Origin of the sequence: Alteribacter aurantiacus DSM 18675 (assembly GCF_000429705.1) — a bacterium.
Lineage (GTDB): Bacteria > Bacillota > Bacilli > Bacillales > Salisediminibacteriaceae > Alteribacter > Alteribacter aurantiacus.
The window spans coordinates 60,738-78,189 of the sequence record NZ_AUCJ01000011.1 but is presented as its reverse complement, the minus strand read 5'-3'; the positions used below and the strand labels follow the sequence as shown (position 1 = coordinate 78,189).

The window sequence follows — 17,452 nt, the reverse complement described above, 5'->3', positions numbered from 1 at the left end:
CTTTTTTTAAATCCTTCAAATGTTTATGATTTACACAAAATTGTGCGGGGTCAGACCCCCAAAAAGTGCCTTCTTAGTTGACTTCCTGTGCGCTTGACTCTGCGCCGGTCATAAGTTCTGAAATGGAGACGAAAGTGAAACCGCCTTTTTCAAGATGTTCAATGATTTGAGGGAGTGCTTCGGCGGTTTGCTTGGCCGAATCTGAGGCGTGCATGAGCACAATATCTCCCGGTGCTGCGTTACCGACGACGTTTTCAACGATTTGATCGACCCCAGGGTTTACCCAATCGTTGGAGTCGACGCTCCAATGAACGACATCATAATTGAGCTTGTCAGCGATTGTTAGAACACGATTGTCGAAGTTCCCATTAGGGGGACGTAGAAATTGTGGGGCGGTGTCACTTACCTTTTTAATAATTTCGTGAGCGGTTAAAATATCTTTTTTAATGTTTTCGTCTTCCCACTTTGTATAGTGATCATGACGGAAACCGTGGCTGCCGATCTCGTGACCATCCTCAAGGATGCGTTCAACGACTTCGGGGTGCCGTTCAGCCCAAGCGGCAGAGATAAAGAAGGTGGCATTTGAGACGTTGTTTTCTTTTAGGGTATCAAGAATCGGTAACGCACGTTCTTCGCCCCAACTGATGTTGAATGTAAGTGCGATATCCTTGTCTTCCGTTTCCACCTTATAGATGGCCACCGGCTTTTCGCCGGTTGAGAAAACAGGGATTTGCGTACGCTCTACATACAAGATCCCGGCTGTGAATAGAGCAGCAAGGACGATAACTGAATAGCGTTTGATCCGACTCGCGTTCCAAATCCAAAAAAAATTCATCCGGAGTCCTCCTTGTCCATTGTTACCCTATATGTATTCGGAGGACTAGCATTTATGAATAAAAAGGAAGGAAGTTGAAAATAATCATGGAGAGCGGGAAATATGACACGCTTGGTACAACTTCCACCTTAGAACAGACATAATCGCTTGCAAATGTTAATGACAGAGGTGACCTATGTTTGGATTAATGCTGACCGGAAAAGAAACGCAGGAAATGGAGTATTTATTAAAACGCGAACTCGAAGAATTGCTGCTCGATTTAACCGACTCCCGTATTGATGGGATTGTAAAACGAGCGATGGAAGAAAGGTACCAAATTATTTTTCGGATGTATAAACGTTTTGTAAATCCGAAAGAATATATGAAGTATGTGAGGCACCGTCAAACGTCAAAGGCGGACGGAACCGAACGCAAGTCAAAATAATAGTTTAACCACAAATACATACGGGCCTTCAGGGTAAAAAAACGAAATTGAACATTTTGATAAAAAAATCTATAAAACCTCTTGCAAGAACGCAAGAAAATATAGTATGATATCAAATGTCTCAAACATGTCTAGTGACGATGGCGAAGAGGTCACACCCGTTCCCATGCCGAACACGGAAGTTAAGCTCTTCAGCGCCGATGGTAGTTGGGGGCTCTCCCCCTGTGAGAGTAGGACGTCGCTAGGCATTACCCTTCTGGGTTAAGTCAAAAAGCGGACAAGCAAGTGAATGACCAAAGGAGCGTACCCAAGTACGTGACTGAGGGAATGAGCACAGCAGACGAAGAGATTCGCCGCCGTTTCCAAATCCTGAATTGCCAAGAGGCAAGAAGGTCGAGGAAGCAAGTGAATGACCGAAGGAGCGTACCCAAGTACGTGACTAAGGGAATGAGCGCAGCAGACGAAGAGATTCGCCGCCTATTGGCAATTTAGTACCGTTCCACAGTAGCTCAGTGGTAGAGCAATCGGCTGTTAACCGATCGGTCGTAGGTTCGAGTCCTACCTGTGGAGCCATGCTTCCTTAGCTCAGTTGGTAGAGCGCATCCATGGTAAGGATGAGGTCAGCGGTTCAAGCCCGCTAGGAAGCTCCAGGAGGCCCGTTGGTCAAGTGGTTAAGACACCGCCCTTTCACGGCGGTAACACGGGTTCGAATCCCGTACGGGTCACCATTTTCAATCTATCTTTTTTGCTGGCCTAGCTCAATTGGTAGAGCAACTGACTTGTAATCAGTAGGTTGGGGGTTCAAGTCCTCTGGCCAGCACCACTACATATTTTTTAGGCATAGGGCTATAGCCAAGCGGTAAGGCAACGGATTTTGATTCCGTCATGCGCAGGTTCGAATCCTGCTAGCCCTGCCATTTTTATTTTGATAACCACAATTGGGGCCTTAGCTCAGCTGGGAGAGCGCCTGCTTTGCACGCAGGAGGTCAGCGGTTCGATCCCGCTAGGCTCCACCATACTTATAATCGACTCTGGCTTATTTAAGCCGGATTTTTTTGTTTTTTAGAGGGGTTTTAAAACTTTGTCCGAAGATATTGGAATTTAAGCTAATCACCCTCCTCAAACGAAGTGAGGATCAATAGGATTAAGAGCTAACTGGAACGAAACTTTAATAAATGGATCGAACTCAAAATAAGTGGTTCAATCCGAAAATTACTGGAACAATCACTCAATTATCTCAGACAAAAAAATAATAAGTGGTTTTTACGACATCCGAAACAATTTCCGATGAAGCAAAAGTAAAATAAGTGGACTACTCCTACAGTGATTAATAAGTCGATCATACATACGGGCGCTGAAAGATCCGCCTGCCACTGTCGCGTTCCCTCCCATCCCCAGCTTGACTCTCCCCAAAAACAAAAAGAAACACCCGTAGCATCTAAGCGGCGGGTGGGGATAGTATCGTTTTATATTAGTTTTCTATTTTGTAGTAAGTGGATTGGTATTTGTTAAGTAGTTTGTCTAAGTATGAACTAATTGCTACGACTTCGTGAGAGGTCCGGTTTAGTTGCGATGACAGGGTGTACATCTTCTCTCGTGCCCATTCGATTTCCTCTAACAAGTCTTTTTGTTCAAGCTCCAACATGTACGCCCTCCCATAAATTAGACTTAATTGTGTGTAGGATACCCTAAGTAAAGCTATTCTAAACATATTCTTTTTTAAAAACTGTATGATTTTTCTGTTTTTAGGTGATAAAATGTTAATTGGAAATTAGGTGAAACCTTTTTATACCCTGGTACGTAATGAAGGTAGCCGCCAAGAAGCGGAGGGGAAACAATGGATGCGGTGGTCAAAAAGATCATAATGGAAGTGAAAAAAGGAGATCAACAGGCGTTTGCTGAACTAGTTGAACTCTATAAAGATAAAGTTTATCAAATCTCATACCGCATGCTTGGTAATGTCCACGAAGCACAAGACGTGGCTCAAGAAGCATTTCTGAGGGCGTATACGAACATTGACAGTTACGATATGAACCGGAAGTTTTCAACCTGGTTGTTTCGGATTGCAACCAATTTATCGATTGATCGTATACGTAAGAAGAAGCCGGATTTTCATCTTGACGATCCGGTAGGTGGAACAGAAGATCTCACATATTATTCTCAAATTGCTGCAGATGAGGAACTGCCTGAAGATAAAGTGGTTCAGTATGAAATGCAAGAATGGATTCAAAATGAAATTGCAGCTCTTCCCCCAAAATATCGCTCAGCGATCATTTTAAAGTACTTAGAGGATTTATCTTTAAAGGAAATCGCTGAAATCCTTAATATGCCGGTGGCTACGGTAAAAACGCGAATTCACCGGGGGAGAGAAGCGTTGCGTAAGCGACTTCGCAACTCGTAAGAAAGGGGTGCTAACAATGGCTTGTGAAAAAACAAAAATGGAAGACCTTCATAAATACCTCGACGAAGAAATGACTCTTCTTGAAAAGAAGCAGTTTGAACAACATTTGGTTACTTGTGGAGAGTGTGAAAAGCACCTCAGGGAGCTGCGGAAAACGATTGCCCTCGTTCAAAGCACATCTCATGTGGAGGCCCCCGCTGATTTTACAGCTAATGTGATGGGCAAATTGCCTGCACAAAAAAAATCTAAGAAATATAAGACATGGATGAGAAAACACCCCTTTATCCTTGCGGCGGCTGTGTTTATGCTTCTTTTTGTGACGAGTGTTTCGTCTTTGTGGTCCGGAGGAGGCTCGCATATTTCGGTACAAGGACAAGGCAATTTTCATATCGATGAAACGAGAAACGTCGTTGTCGTCCCGGCGGGCGAAACCATTGAAGGCGATTTGATCATTCGTAATGGTGATGTTGAGATTGAAGGAGAAGTTCTCGGAAACGTTACGGTCATTAATGGAGAGCCGTACCTAGCTTCTGCAGGATACATTGCGGGAGAAACGAATGAAATTAATCAAATTCTAAGCTGGATATGGTATGAGACGAAATCCTTCTTTGGTGAAGTGGTGAATGTTTTTAATGGAAAGTCAGAAGAAGCCAGAACGAACTCTGCGCCTTTTTCATAACATTGCGGTGGTTAACGTGATGAGTGCTCAACTCCGCGATCTGTTCGACACTGTGACTATAAAAGAAAAAAGCTGGGTTTCCTGATTATTTAAAGGAGCTGACCGGGTAAAAACCGGACAGCTTCTTTTTTTATGTAACAAAAAAGGAGTTCCGTCGTCTGTAAAAAGGGGAGTACATCGATATGAATAAGGGAAAAAAACAGTAATGGGTCAAACCGAAAGTAAACGTTCTGTGATATAATAGGTAAGTTATTACAATACTAAAAAGATCCAGCCTTAGACGTTTCTTGAGGAAATACTTCATGGAGGAAAAGCCATGTTCGACGATATTCAAATCTTACGTATTTTAGGTATTATTTTAGATATTGCTTTAGTTTCATTTGTGATATACAAGTTGATTATGGTCATTCGAGGTACGAGGGCCGTTCAGCTTGTAAAAGGGATTATCGTTATTTTAGCGGTATGGTTCATCTCCAGTTTCTTGGGCTTGCAGACGCTCCAATGGATCATGGGCACAGCTGTTACATATGGTTTATTGGCAATTATTATTATTTTCCAGCCTGAACTGAGAAGAGCCTTAGAACAACTGGGAAGAGGGAAGTTCTTTGCGAAGAGTTCATCGGCCGAGGAAGAAGAAGTGAAAACGACGATCAATCATATCGTGAAGGCAGCGAACTATATGGGGAAGCGCCGCATTGGTGCTCTCATCTCCCTTGAGCGAGAAACGGGGATGAATGACTACGTGGAAACGGGGATCCCTATGGAGGCGAAGCTATCTTCGGAACTTTTGATCAACGTATTTATTCCGAATACGCCTCTTCATGATGGTGCTGTTATTATTAAAGGAAGTGAAATAACGGCTGCTGCTTGCTATTTACCACTGTCGGAAAACCCGTTTATTTCAAAGGAACTGGGTACCAGACACCGTGCCGCTCTTGGGGTAAGTGAAGTAACAGATGCCATTACCCTAGCTGTTTCTGAAGAGACAGGTGGTATCTCTCTTACGAAGAACGGTGAGCTTCACCGTAACTTGGATGAAGATTCGTTGAGAGAGTTGCTTATGAAAGAGATGATATCTGACCCTGGCTCCACTACATCTCGTTGGCAGTGGGGGGGCAAGAAGAATGGATAAATGGTTTAACAACAAATGGTTCATCCGCGGAATCTCCATTTTCATTGCTGTTATGCTATATATGATGGTGAGTATCGATAACGTGAACCAACAGCCGGGTGGAATCCCGGGTATTACGGATGGCCACCGTGTTTTAGAAGAGGTAGATCTTCAAATTTACTACAATGATGAGGACTATATCGTCACAGACGCTCCACAGACCGTGGAAGTGAATGTGAGAGGGCCGCAAAACGTGTTAACTATGCTGCAGTTTAGAAGCCAGCAGTATGAACTATTTATTGATTTAAGAGGGAAAGAGCCGGGTGAGCACTATGAACGGGTCCAACATAGAGGATTCTCAAGTGACTTGAACGTTTCGGTTATTCCTATGACCGTGAGAGTGACATTGGAAGAGAAACAAACGGCTTCCTTCCCTGTTGAGGTTGAATTATTGAACCAAGAAGATGTAGAGCCGGGGTATACGATCGGAGAGCCTTCGGTTGAGCCTTCCACTGTGGAAGTGACGGCTGCGGAGAGCCTGATCAACCAAATTGCGTATGCTCGTACTTTTGTTGATATTAGAGGGGAAACGGAAACGATAGAAGATCGCTTTGATGTGGTTTTGTTTGATTCTTTTGGTAACGAAATACAGCTTGAAACTACGCCGTCGGACGTTGAAGTAGAAGTGCCGATTACTGCTTCTCCGAGAAAAGATGTGCCAGTGAACATTGGACGTGAAGGCAGTCTTCCAAATGGCAGTGCGGTAGCATCGATTGAAGCTTCACCAAGTGAAGTGACGTTGTTTGGACCGTCCGATGTGTTAAATAACATCGATTCTATTGATGACTTAACCATTGATTTGAATGACATTACAGAAGATACGTCCTTTGAGTTGGACGTTCCGGTTCCTGATGGTGTTGAAAGAGTGGAGCCATCAACAATCACGGTGGATGTAGAGATTGAAGAAGAAGAAACAAGAACCTTTGGGAACTTCCCATTCGATATTGTAGGTCTTGAAGAGGGGAAAGAAGTGGAGCTTGTTTCACCTGAAAGCGCCTATTTTGACCTTCAAGTGCTTGGAGCGCCAAGCTTACTCAGCCAATTAGGAAGAAATGATATTGATGCCTTTATTGACTTAGAAGGGCTTGAAGATGGTGAACACGAAGTTCCTCTTGTGCTAAACGGACCTCGCAACCTTCGTTTTAACCAAAGTTTAAACGAAGTACAAGTCCTCGTGTATGATGAAGAGAATGAAGAGGAAGCCACACAAGCGATGAGGTCTTCACCAGGCGAAAGTGAAGAACCCGAAGAAGATTCAGAAGAACCTTCTTCTACTGAACCAGAGGATGAAGAAGCAAATAGAGAAGATGAAGAACTAGAAGAACAAGAAGAGCAAGAAGAGCCTGATGAAGAAGATGAAGATAACGAAGAGGACGAAACAGAAGAAGATGAAGGTGAAGAAGAGTCCTCTTCTACTGAATCATCAGGATTAAAGATCTGGATATAAAAAACAAGGAGAGATTCATATGGGTAAGTTTTTTGGAACTGATGGGGTAAGAGGAGTGGCAAATACAGAGCTAACACCGGAGCTTGCATTCAAGCTCGGGCGCTTTGGGGGACACGTTCTTACGAAAGAATGTGAAGGGAAACCAAAAGTATTAATCGGTCGAGACACGCGTATCTCGGGTCATATGCTTGAAGGAGCTCTTGTAGCAGGGTTATTATCTATCGGTGCGGAAGTTATGCGAATCGGTGTTATTTCAACGCCTGGAGTGGCTTACCTTACTAAAGCATTGAGTGCCCAAGCAGGTGTCATGATTTCGGCTTCTCATAACCCGGTCGCAGATAACGGAATTAAATTCTTTGGACCGGACGGATTCAAGCTTGTGGATAGTCAAGAAGAAGAGATCGAAGCGCTTCTTAACCAAGAAGAAGGAGTAGAAGATGGCCTTCCTCGTCCTACAGGTGGAGAGCTTGGTCAAGTAAATGACTATTTCGAAGGTGGTCAAAAGTATATTCAATTCTTAAAACAGACGATCCATCAAGATTTTACCGGCTTACATATCGCTTTGGATTGTGCTCACGGAGCAGCTTCTTCACTTGCGACACATTTGTTTGCAGATCTTGAAGCAGATCAGATCTCTACAATTGGCGCATCACCGAACGGTGTTAACATTAACGAAGGTGTCGGATCGACTCACCCTGAAGCCCTTGTGACTTTAGTTAAAGAAAAAGGTGCCGATATCGGCCTTGCTTTTGACGGAGACGCCGATCGATTAATCGCGGTGGACGAAAATGGTGAAATCGTTGATGGGGACCAAATCATGTTTATTTGTGCAAAGTACATGAAAGAAAAAGGATTCTTGAAAGAAGACACAATCGTTTCAACAGTCATGAGTAACCTTGGTTTCTATAAAGGGTTGGAGACGATTGGTGCCAACACAAAACAAACGGCCGTTGGGGATCGTTACGTGATGGAAGAGATGCGTAAAGGCGGCTACAACCTAGGTGGAGAGCAGAGTGGTCATATTATCTTCTTGGATTACTCCACAACAGGAGATGGCCTTCTGTCTGCTATTCAGCTCGTTAACATTATGAAAGCAACAGACAAGCCTCTTTCCCAGTTGGCGTCTGAAATGAAAAAGTTTCCTCAAAAGCTTGTGAACGTTCGTGTAGCCGATAAGCACGCTTTACATGACAGCCAAGTTCTTGCAGATGAAATCAATGCTGTTGAAGCAGAAATGAACGGTAACGGTCGTATACTAGTAAGACCTTCAGGTACTGAGCCTCTCGTACGCGTGATGGCAGAAGCGCCAACGGAAGAGTTGTGTGACACATATGTACAAAAAATCGTTGACGTTGTGAAAAGAGAGCTCGGATCTCTGGACTAACGTAGGATGGCGTGGGTGACACAGAGCGTGTCATCCACGCATATTCTAATTGTGATGGTTCACTTGTTTTAGTTGATGTTTTAGACAAAACCAGAAGACCTCACAGGATATAAGAGACCATTCTTTTTTACGGTCTTTATTAAGATGCTTTGGCTTCACTTTTTAAGGAGGTGAGGAGCAAGGAAAAAGAAACGTTTACGTATACACACACTGGGGAAATCCCAACAGTAGCCCTTTCAGATTTACTATTGACCAAAATTTCACGTTTATAGTATGATGAGCGGGTATTCAAAAATGGAAAGGTGGATGGAAGAAGGACAATTTTATTTATAAAGCGCCTGAACTACCCTTGTGGACGGAAAACACGGGTAGTTGACGAGGAGGAGGTTTATCGAGCATTTCGGCGGATGCCTCCCGGTTGCTATCATCACAACCGAAAATCTCGGGCCTAAAACAAAGAGGTGACTCTTTGAACAAAAGCCGGGATTCTGATGACCATAAAAATGATAATAGAGAGTGGGGCGAGAGTGCCCTGCGCATTTCTTGCCCTGCTATAGGGAGGAAATGGATTTATGTGTGGAATTGTTGGATATATCGGAACAGAGGATGCAAAAGAGATTTTACTAAGAGGTCTTGAAAAGCTTGAGTACCGAGGATATGACTCCGCTGGGATTGCGGTTGCAAACGAACAGGGCGTTAGCGTATTTAAAGAAAAAGGACGTATCGCCAATCTTCGTGATGCTGTTGATGGGAACAAAAAAGGGACAGTGGGCATCGGACACACTCGTTGGGCGACTCACGGTGCACCTAGCCAAGTTAACGCACACCCACATCAGAGCAGCAACGAGCGTTTCACAATCGTTCACAACGGAGTAATCGAGAATTACTCACAGCTTCGTAAAGAACACCTTCAACACGTAGAGCTTGTCAGTGATACGGATACGGAAATCATCGTACAACTGATTGAGCGCTTCGCAAGTGAAGGGAAAACCACAGAAGAAGCGTTTCGTTTAACGCTTAGCCTTCTAAAAGGTTCTTACGCAACGGCTCTGTTAGACAACCAAGATCCTAACACCATTTATGTGGGTAAAAATAAAAGCCCCCTTCTTGTTGGTGTAGCTGATGGTGTGAACGTTGTAGCCAGTGATGCTATGGCTATGCTACAAGTTACGAACGAGTTCATCGAATTGATGGACGAAGAAATCGTGATTGTCACTCGCGAAAACGTTCAAGTGAAAACGTTAGACGGAGAAGACGTTTCACGTGAGCCATACACAGCGGAGCTTGATGCAAGCGACATTGAAAAAGGCACGTATCCTCATTACATGCTCAAAGAAATCGATGAGCAGCCTTATGTTATCCGAAATATCATTACGAAATATCAGAACGAAAACGACACAATCAAACTGGACGAAGAGATCCGCCAAGCTGTACTTGATTCTGATCGCGTGTATATTATTGCAGCGGGAACAAGCTACCATGCGGGCCTTGTAGGAAAGCAATTGATTGAAAAGATCGCTAACAAACCGGTTGAAACACACATTGCTAGTGAGTTTCTATACAACATGCCATTGTTAAGCGAAAAACCACTCTTTATTTTCATCTCACAAAGTGGTGAAACGGCCGACAGCCGTGGCGTCCTTGTTGAGATCAAGAAGCTTGGCCATAAATCATTAACAATCACAAATGTACCAGGATCTACACTTTCCCGTGAAGCGGATTACACACTACACACGTATGCCGGACCTGAGATTGCTGTAGCTTCTACAAAAGCTTACACAGCGCAAATGGCAGTTCTAGCGATTCTTGCTGTAGACACAGCTCGTGCTGCTGGTATTCAAATGGACTTTGATCCTCTCCAAGAACTTGCGATTGTAGCGAACGCGATGGAAACACTAACCGATCAAAAAGAGGCTCTTGAGCAAATTGCCCGTGAATACATGAGTGTAACACGCAACTGTTTCTTCATCGGTCGTGCCATGGACTACCATGTCTGCCTTGAAGGTGCACTGAAGCTAAAAGAAATCAGCTACATTCAAGCTGAAGGATTTGCCGGCGGTGAGCTTAAGCACGGAACAATCGCTCTTATTGAAGAGGGTACACCGGTCATCGGTCTTGCTACTCAAGAGCACGTAAACTTAAGCATCCGCGGAAACATCAAAGAAGTTGTTGCACGTGGAGCCTACCCTTGCATCATCAGTATGGAGGGAATGGATGAGGAAGAAGACACGCTCGTGATCCCTCGTGTTCACGAATACTTGACGCCGCTTGTAAGCGTCCTTCCACTTCAAATTATCTCTTACTACGCAGCGCTCCACCGTGGCTGTGACGTAGATAAGCCACGTAACCTTGCTAAGAGTGTGACGGTTGAATAAACGAGTATAATTAAGTCGAGAGGAACTTCTCTCGACTTCTTTCTATAATAAGACGGTAGTCAACTAAATGTAATAGAGAACTAGGTGAAGAACAACCTAATAAAGGAGTTCGTTTTTTAGTAGGAGGAAGTTATTATGGCAATAAGAGTAAGTAGGGAACAAGACTTTAATAATATGCTAGAAATATGGTACGAGTCTTCCTTAATCGCACATAACTTTATTGATAAAGAGTATTGGAAATCTCAGCGAATGGAAATGAAAGAACGATACTTCCCAATGGCTGAAAGCTTAGTAATAGACAACGGGAAAGACATCGTTGGTTTTATTTCAATGGTAGATCACTATTTAGCTGCATTGTTTGTTCATATGAACCACCAAGGTAAGGGCTATGGAAAACAATTATTGAATAAAGTAAAAGAACAAAGAGATCAGATTCAATTGAAAGTTTACAAAAAAAATGAGGAAGCCATTCACTTTTATTTGAAACAAGGGTTTGTAATAAAAGAAGAGCAATTGGATGAACAAACGGGAGAAAATGAGATTCTAATGGATTGGCACAAGGGATAAAGGAACATGTAAGCTAAACGATGGCGACCTTCATCTACGACTACCATTCACATAAGTTAACCAAGTGAACAAGCCGGAGGTTCCAATGCTATCGGCTTGTTTTTATCAAGGAGTATTTATAGCCCTGTTTTCATGCCCTTGAATGCTTTAAGAAAGAAGTTCTACTTAGGTGAAGGGGGATACGGGTCTTTATAATTATGACTAGATGAATATGCTAATGCTAAATACCCAATAATCTGATAATTGTCAATGCCGTATTGACAGCTTCGTTACTTGGTAGATAAAATTAACGGTATAGTAGTAAGTAAATGCAAGTAAGGGGTTTTATTTTTTTAATGTTTTCGAAAGCGCTTTCTAAACGGCGCGAATCGGAAATATCATCGACCATTACTCGTGTATGTAGTAGTTGTACACGAAAGCGAAAGCGCTTTCGTTTTCGGGGTGTATCTCAAGTTTGGTAATTAAAATGTATAAGGGTTGTACATTGTAGGTCTTTCTTGATCGTTTGTTAGGTTTACTTATGGCAAAAACGAAAGCGCTTTCGTACTTGGACAGTTGATTTGTAGGAGGTGAATGTCTCACACACGCTGCACGTCAATGACTAATGAATAAGGTGGGGAAACGAATGGTGAAAAAGAGTATAGGGTTAATCATGGTGGTTCTGTTGATGGTGCCTGTTTTATTTACTACTAACGTAGAAGGCGGTAATCAAGGGAATGAGACTTCTGATGATGATTGGACGTTAACGTGGGAAGATCAGTTTGAAGGGGACGAACTTGATCTTGATAAGTGGACAATCGACACTGGAAACGGGTTTTATGATGCTAATGGAAACTGGATTCCTGGTTGGGGAAACGAGGAACTTCAATCCTATCAAGAAGATAACGTAAGAGTAGAGGATGGAAAACTCATTTTAGAAGGGCGTGAAGAAACGGTTTCGGATGAGACGGGAACGTATAACTATACGTCCGGTAAAATTCATTCTCAAGGAAAGTTCAGTCAGAAATACGGCAAATTTGAAGCGCGAATGGCGTTGCCTGAAGGGCAAGGGTACTGGCCGGCATTTTGGATGATGCCTGAAGATGATGTGTATGGGGGCTGGGCTGCATCCGGTGAAATTGATATTATGGAAGCAGCAGGAGGAAGACCTGACCACATCGGAGGAGCGATTCACTACGGTGGTCAATGGCCGAACAATACGTATACAGCAAAAGACTACTACTTTCCTGAAGGGCAAGACATTACAGACTTTAATGTTTATAGCGTGGAGTGGGAGCCTGGTGAAATCCGCTGGTACGTAAACGGTGAATTGTATCAGACGTTAAATAATTGGAGCTCTACAGGTGCAGGGAACCCGGCTAAATTCTCGTATCCTGCTCCATTTGATCAAGAATTCTTCATCATTTTAAACCTTGCTGTAGGCGGATGGTACGGTGGTGATCCGGATGAAACGACGCCGTTTCCGGGAGAGGTTGTCGTCGATTATGTGAAAGCCTACGAATTGACAGGCAGAGACTATATGGAGCCTGTAGAGCCGGTATTTGAGGCTGAGGAGCTTCCGGAAGGCGCGAAAGAAGCGGTGGATGGAAACTACGTGTATGACCCTGAGTTTGAAGAGGGCTTTACCAATATAAAAACCAATGACGATCTGGAAAATAACTGGACGGATGATTATTGGAATCTGGTTCACTTAAGTGAGTTTAACGGCGATGCGTCAGTGTCCGTAGAAGACACTTTTGCTAAAGTGGACATTAATGCAGCCGGAAGTCAGACCTATGCGGTTCAATTAATTCAAAACGTTACGCTTGGTAAAGGAAGATGGTACAAGCTAAGCTTTGATGCAAAAGCAGCAGCGGACCGCTCAATGAATGTGAAACTAGGTGGAGGTCCTGAAAGAGGCTATACCGCCTACTCACCAAGCCGGGACTTTGGGTTAACGACAGACGTAGAATCCTATGAAATGACGTTCCAGATGCAGCATGATAGTGACGCCTTAGCCCGTCTGGAATACAACCTGGGGTTAAACACTAACAGTGTCTGGGTTGGCAATGTTGTATTGGAAGAAGTAGACCCGCAGGATCCATATAACGAGTCTGCTCCGAAACGTCCGTTAGTAAACGGAAACCACGTGTACAACGGCACCTTTGATCAGGGGAACATGGACAGAATGACATTCTGGACGTTTGAAACTGACGGAGCCAATGCTTCGGCTTCTGTAGATCCGATTGCAAGAGAGCTGGAGATTGATATAACCCATGGTGGTGAAAACCCGGAAGCGATCTCTTTAAAACAAGTGGGTATGAATCTACTTGCAGGTGCTGAATATGAGCTGTCATTTAACGGAAGAGCAGCTGAAGAAAGAGAGATGACAGTCGCTTTCTTAAGCGAGGATGGGGAAGAGGTTTATCACGAAGAAATGTTAACTCTATCAGAAGATCAAGAGAAACATCGATTCACATTTACAAAGGCTGATGGAACAGATACAGCGGGACAGCTTGTGTTTTACGCTGGTGGAAACAACGGTAATGTTGTACTGAACGATATTGAACTCATCCGTTTGTCCGGTGGTGAAGATCTGACACTCGAAGAAGCTTTTCCATTAAAGAATGGGGACTTTACGAATGGTTCGTCACATTGGAACACTCACATTCAAGGGGATTACGGTGATTCCTCTTCAGCCGGGTCATTTAAAGTCGAAAATGGGGAAGCACGTTTCTCGGTAGAAGATACCGGTGCAAACCCTTGGGATATCATGTTCTTCCAAGATAACCTGTCTGTAAAAGCGGGACAAACCTATATTGTTGAATTTGATGCTAAATCTACGATTGACCGCCCTATTGAAGTGATTGTAGAAAATGCAAGCTACGAACGCTTCTTATCCGAAGAGATTTCTTTAACAGGAGAATTGGAGACGTATACGTTTGAATTTAAGCTGGGTGCAGACGAGCTCGTCGGCCTTAAGTATCTTCTTGGGGCATTTGAAAGCGACCCTCATGATGTGGTTGTAAAGAATGTTCGCTTTGAGGCGAAGGGTGAAAGAGAAAAGTATTTTCCACTGAATAACGGAGACTTCTCCCGTGGCCTTGAGGAGTGGGGTACCCACATTCAGGGTGACTATGATGGTGAATCAAGTGCAACGTTTGATGTGGAAGAGGAAGAAGTTAGAATTACGATCGGAAATACCGGAGCAAACCCTTGGGACATTCAGCTGTTCCAGGCAGGCCTGAACTTGTTTGAAGGTCAAACGTATGTGGTTGAATTTGACGCAAGGTCAACAACGGACCGCTCTATTGAAGTGGCTCTAGACAACGGCGCTGCAGGTGGGTATTACAGGCACTTTGAAACCATTGTAGAGCTGTCCGATTCACCTGAAACATTCTCGTATGAATTTGAGATGGGAGCAGATGATAACGTCGGATTGCTGTTCCTTCTTGGAAACGTGTCAGATGAACAAATCTCAGAATCCCACGACGTGGTGATCGATAATGTAAGAGTAGAGGTACAGGGAGTAAGAGACTTCCTTGCCGGTGAACCAGAAGAAAAGGAAGAGGAAGAAACGCTACCTTCAGCTGCCGAGCTCTTGGCAGAATTGGATGAGAAGCTGAATGGATACATCGACGAAGGTGCAGTGCAAAGACCGCTTACGAACAAACTAACGAACACGCTCAGACAAGCGAGCCACCATTACGATGGGGGAAGAATCAAGCAAGCTGAGAAGTTCGGAGAAAAATTCCTTAATCATATTGAAGAAGACAAAGGATCGATTGAAGAAGATGCCAAAACCACGCTCTCTGAGCTGGCTTATCAACTCCTAGAAGTATTGAGTGAAGAAGAGAAATAAGGTCGTTTGACCGTAACGGAAAATCCTCGTTTGAGTATGAACTCAAGCGGGGTTTTTCTCATTGTCTAGCATATATGTAATGAAGATCACTTTTTAGGGCGAATCTCTTTATGACCCTGATTTAGCTAGCTCGTAACTAGTGACCTTTCGATTTTGTTCTTATTAGGAAAAACTTAACGTTGATTTCATACCTCCTATAAAGTAATATTTACTGATGAATTGAAAGGTTGCATTGTCTCCTAATTTGATTCTGAGAGGAATGATTGTTTGTGGGTTATACAGAGTTGCACGTTAATCACGAGATCCGCTATATGAGAAAAGTATCCCGGTCTTTTTACAGGAATGCCTTTATTTTCGGTGTTTTCGCCACGTTGCTGTTTTGCAATACACTTCTTTGCTTGTACTACTTGGTATTTAATCCACTGGCCATCTCAGATCAACAACTTTTTCAGCTGGTACAATCGATTATTGGGGCATTAAGCATTGCTCTATTCATAGAGGCGTTTTATCAAAAACGAATTGCCCAAGTTAAAAAGCTGGCGCATATTCGCAAAAGGATAAAAGCGAGTGTCTACTTTTCAAAAGCAGACAAGAAGATTTTTTTGAAAAAGTTACGTGCGCGTAATACAGATAGAGTATCTGTTTTCCGTGAATTCTTGCAAAAAGAAGAGAGGCTGAAAAGCCAATAGCAGTTTACTTAAACGTTAATAAAGCCTGTTGCACAGGATTTCCCCTTCGGATATGATATCTGAAGGGGTTCTTCTTTACCTCATTACATAACCGGAGGGTTGAAAAATGACCGAACTGCCACATTGCCCGGAGTGCGGGTCTGAATATACATATGAAGATGGAAACCTTCTTGTTTGTCCGGAGTGCGCTCATGAATGGACAGCGGGAGATCAAGCGACTACGGAAGAAGAGACGGTCATTCGTGACGCGAATGGAAACGTTCTTTCAGACGGAGATACGGTGACCGTCATCAAAGATTTGAAGATTAAAGGTAGTTCTTCTGCTGTAAAGCAAGGGACGAAGGTGAAGAACATTCGTCTTGTAGACGGGGATCACGATATTGACTGTAAGATTGACGGTTTTGGCGCCATGAAGCTAAAGTCTGAGTTTGTAAAAAAGATCTAAAATAGGAACTGTACCTTACAATGAGGTGCGGTTCTTTTTATTTTGGTGTGATAAAATAGGATAAATATTCCTTAGATTCGATCTTTTTCACAAACTAATTAAACGTTTATTTGAAATGAAAAAGATGTTGATATAAGGGGGACGATGACGATATGGGGAGGGTACGTATGATTATTTATCCAGTATTAACAAAAGGGGACACGATCGCCGTGACGGCACCGTCATCGGGTGTGGATAAAGGGCTTCATCCGATTCTAAAAGAAGCCGTAGCACGCTTTGAACAGAATGGATATCGTGTGACGTGCGGCAATACCGCTTGGACACAGGACAAGGCAAAGTCGGCACCTGCAAAGAAGAGGGCAAAAGAACTGAACGAGGTGTTAAAAGATGAGACAACGGGTGCCATCATCCCTCCGTGGGGTGGCGAGCTACTCATTGAAATCCTAGAACATCTTCAGTTTGATAGAGTGAAAGAAAAGTGGATTCTTGGCTATTCGGACACCAGTCTTCTTTTACTGGCAATTACCGTAAACACGGGTCTGGCTACTGCTCACGGGACAAACTTTGTTGATCTTCGAGGAGAAGAAACAGACAAAACAACCGCCATGTGGGAGCGAGTCCTTCAAACAGCAACGGGTGAATCCGTTGTCCAATACTCTTCTGATTTTTACCAAACACAGTGGCAGTTTGACAACCCGACACCATGGGTTTTTCACTTGGACGAAAAGACAGAGTGGAAGACGGTTTCGGGTTCGAAGGAGAAGGTGGAAGGGCGTTTACTTGGGGGATGTATTGATGTGATTCATCACCTCGTAGGTACACCATTTGGTGATGTGAAAGCCTTCCAGGCGGAGCGAATCAACGGGGAACCGATTCTTTGGTACTTTGAAAACTGTGATTTGAGCACAACGGATCTAAAGCGATGTTTGGTTCAGATGAAAATGGCAGGGTGGTTTGATCATTGTTCCGGTATTTTGTTCGGGAGAAGTGCGTCTAACACACCGGTGGAGAACTATACGGCGGAGGATGTCTATAAGGAGATGGCGCATGAGTTAGGTGTTCCAGTGATCTATGACGTGGACTGCGGTCATGTTCCTCCTCAAGTGACCCTCGTTAATGGTGCCTATGCAACGGTTTCTGTAGATAAAGGAAAAGGGACCATTGAACAGTTTTTTAAAGCATAAAAGGCAGAGA

At 43.6% G+C, this 17,452-nt stretch carries 15 protein-coding genes, 6 tRNA genes and 1 rRNA gene; 20 read left to right on the top strand and 2 right to left on the bottom strand.

Annotated features, from left to right (window positions below; genetic code table 11):
* Positions 1 to 73: 73 nt before the first annotated feature.
* Positions 74 to 835: a polysaccharide deacetylase family sporulation protein PdaB gene (gene pdaB, locus G476_RS0101695; RefSeq protein WP_026688568.1), complete on the bottom strand. Its 762-nt coding sequence runs from the start codon at positions 833 to 835 to the stop codon at positions 74 to 76.
* Between the two features lie 175 nt (positions 836 to 1,010).
* On the opposite strand from pdaB, the gene G476_RS0101690 reads away from it, so the two are divergent.
* From G476_RS0101690 to G476_RS0101650, 9 genes are all read left to right on the top strand, one after another.
* Positions 1,011 to 1,259 (top strand): hypothetical protein, encoded by a 249-nt coding sequence (locus G476_RS0101690; protein WP_026688567.1) that lies wholly within the window; start codon positions 1,011 to 1,013, stop codon positions 1,257 to 1,259.
* 130 nt (positions 1,260 to 1,389) lie between these two features.
* Positions 1,390 to 1,506, top strand: a 5S ribosomal RNA gene (rrf, locus tag G476_RS0101685).
* An 80-nt stretch (positions 1,507 to 1,586) separates the two neighbouring features.
* Positions 1,587 to 1,751 (top strand): hypothetical protein, encoded by a 165-nt coding sequence (locus tag G476_RS23455; RefSeq protein ID WP_205620284.1) that lies wholly within the window; start codon positions 1,587 to 1,589, stop codon positions 1,749 to 1,751.
* A 6-nt stretch (positions 1,752 to 1,757) separates the two neighbouring features.
* Positions 1,758 to 1,832 (top strand) — tRNA-Asn (locus tag G476_RS0101675).
* A gap of 1 nt (position 1,833) precedes the next feature.
* Positions 1,834 to 1,909, top strand: a tRNA-Thr gene (locus tag G476_RS0101670).
* Positions 1,910 to 1,912: 3 nt separating this feature from the next.
* Positions 1,913 to 1,987, top strand: a tRNA-Glu gene (locus G476_RS0101665).
* Between the two features lie 19 nt (positions 1,988 to 2,006).
* Positions 2,007 to 2,082, top strand: a tRNA-Thr gene (locus G476_RS0101660).
* A 19-nt stretch (positions 2,083 to 2,101) separates the two neighbouring features.
* Positions 2,102 to 2,176, top strand: a tRNA-Gln gene (locus tag G476_RS0101655).
* A 23-nt stretch (positions 2,177 to 2,199) separates the two neighbouring features.
* Positions 2,200 to 2,275, top strand: a tRNA-Ala gene (locus tag G476_RS0101650).
* 455 nt (positions 2,276 to 2,730) lie between these two features.
* Here G476_RS0101650 and G476_RS23135 read toward each other — a convergent pair.
* Positions 2,731 to 2,904, bottom strand: a complete 174-nt coding sequence (locus tag G476_RS23135; protein WP_156906501.1) for an aspartyl-phosphate phosphatase Spo0E family protein — start codon at positions 2,902 to 2,904, stop codon at positions 2,731 to 2,733.
* A 192-nt stretch (positions 2,905 to 3,096) separates the two neighbouring features.
* On the opposite strand from G476_RS23135, the gene sigW reads away from it, so the two are divergent.
* The 11 genes from sigW to G476_RS0101590 all read left to right on the top strand — a co-directional run bounded on the left by sigW (position 3,097) and on the right by G476_RS0101590 (position 17,442).
* Positions 3,097 to 3,660, top strand: coding sequence for an RNA polymerase sigma factor SigW (gene sigW / locus G476_RS0101640; RefSeq protein ID WP_026688566.1), 564 nt, complete (start codon positions 3,097 to 3,099; stop codon positions 3,658 to 3,660).
* A gap of 16 nt (positions 3,661 to 3,676) precedes the next feature.
* Positions 3,677 to 4,339: an anti-sigma factor family protein gene (locus G476_RS0101635; RefSeq protein WP_026688565.1), complete on the top strand. Its 663-nt coding sequence runs from the start codon at positions 3,677 to 3,679 to the stop codon at positions 4,337 to 4,339.
* A 316-nt stretch (positions 4,340 to 4,655) separates the two neighbouring features.
* A complete protein-coding gene (cdaA, locus tag G476_RS0101630) occupies positions 4,656 to 5,471 on the top strand; it encodes a diadenylate cyclase CdaA (RefSeq protein ID WP_026688564.1) in 816 nt (271 codons plus the stop codon).
* Complete coding sequence (locus G476_RS21070; RefSeq protein WP_051314612.1) at positions 5,464 to 6,957, top strand: CdaR family protein; 1,494 nt, start codon at positions 5,464 to 5,466, stop codon at positions 6,955 to 6,957. Before cdaA ends, G476_RS21070 begins: the two co-directional genes overlap by 8 nt.
* Positions 6,958 to 6,976: 19 nt before the next feature.
* Positions 6,977 to 8,341, top strand: coding sequence for a phosphoglucosamine mutase (gene glmM, locus G476_RS0101620; RefSeq protein ID WP_026688563.1), 1,365 nt, complete (start codon positions 6,977 to 6,979; stop codon positions 8,339 to 8,341).
* Positions 8,342 to 8,913: 572 nt separating this feature from the next.
* Positions 8,914 to 10,716, top strand: coding sequence for a glutamine--fructose-6-phosphate transaminase (isomerizing) (gene glmS, locus G476_RS0101615; RefSeq protein WP_026688562.1), 1,803 nt, complete (start codon positions 8,914 to 8,916; stop codon positions 10,714 to 10,716).
* A 135-nt stretch (positions 10,717 to 10,851) separates the two neighbouring features.
* Positions 10,852 to 11,283 (top strand): N-acetyltransferase, encoded by a 432-nt coding sequence (locus tag G476_RS0101610; protein WP_026688561.1) that lies wholly within the window; start codon positions 10,852 to 10,854, stop codon positions 11,281 to 11,283.
* Positions 11,284 to 11,908: 625 nt separating this feature from the next.
* A complete protein-coding gene (locus G476_RS21065) occupies positions 11,909 to 15,124 on the top strand; it encodes a carbohydrate binding domain-containing protein (RefSeq protein WP_245579622.1) in 3,216 nt (1,071 codons plus the stop codon).
* Between the two features lie 269 nt (positions 15,125 to 15,393).
* On the top strand, positions 15,394 to 15,813 hold the full coding sequence (locus G476_RS0101600; RefSeq protein ID WP_035185918.1) for a DUF5392 family protein: 420 nt from the start codon (positions 15,394 to 15,396) through the stop codon (positions 15,811 to 15,813).
* A 106-nt stretch (positions 15,814 to 15,919) separates the two neighbouring features.
* A complete protein-coding gene (locus tag G476_RS0101595) occupies positions 15,920 to 16,258 on the top strand; it encodes a zinc ribbon domain-containing protein YjdM (protein ID WP_026688559.1) in 339 nt (112 codons plus the stop codon).
* A gap of 167 nt (positions 16,259 to 16,425) precedes the next feature.
* Positions 16,426 to 17,442 (top strand): S66 family peptidase, encoded by a 1,017-nt coding sequence (locus G476_RS0101590; protein WP_026688558.1) that lies wholly within the window; start codon positions 16,426 to 16,428, stop codon positions 17,440 to 17,442.
* Positions 17,443 to 17,452 lie beyond the last annotated feature (10 nt).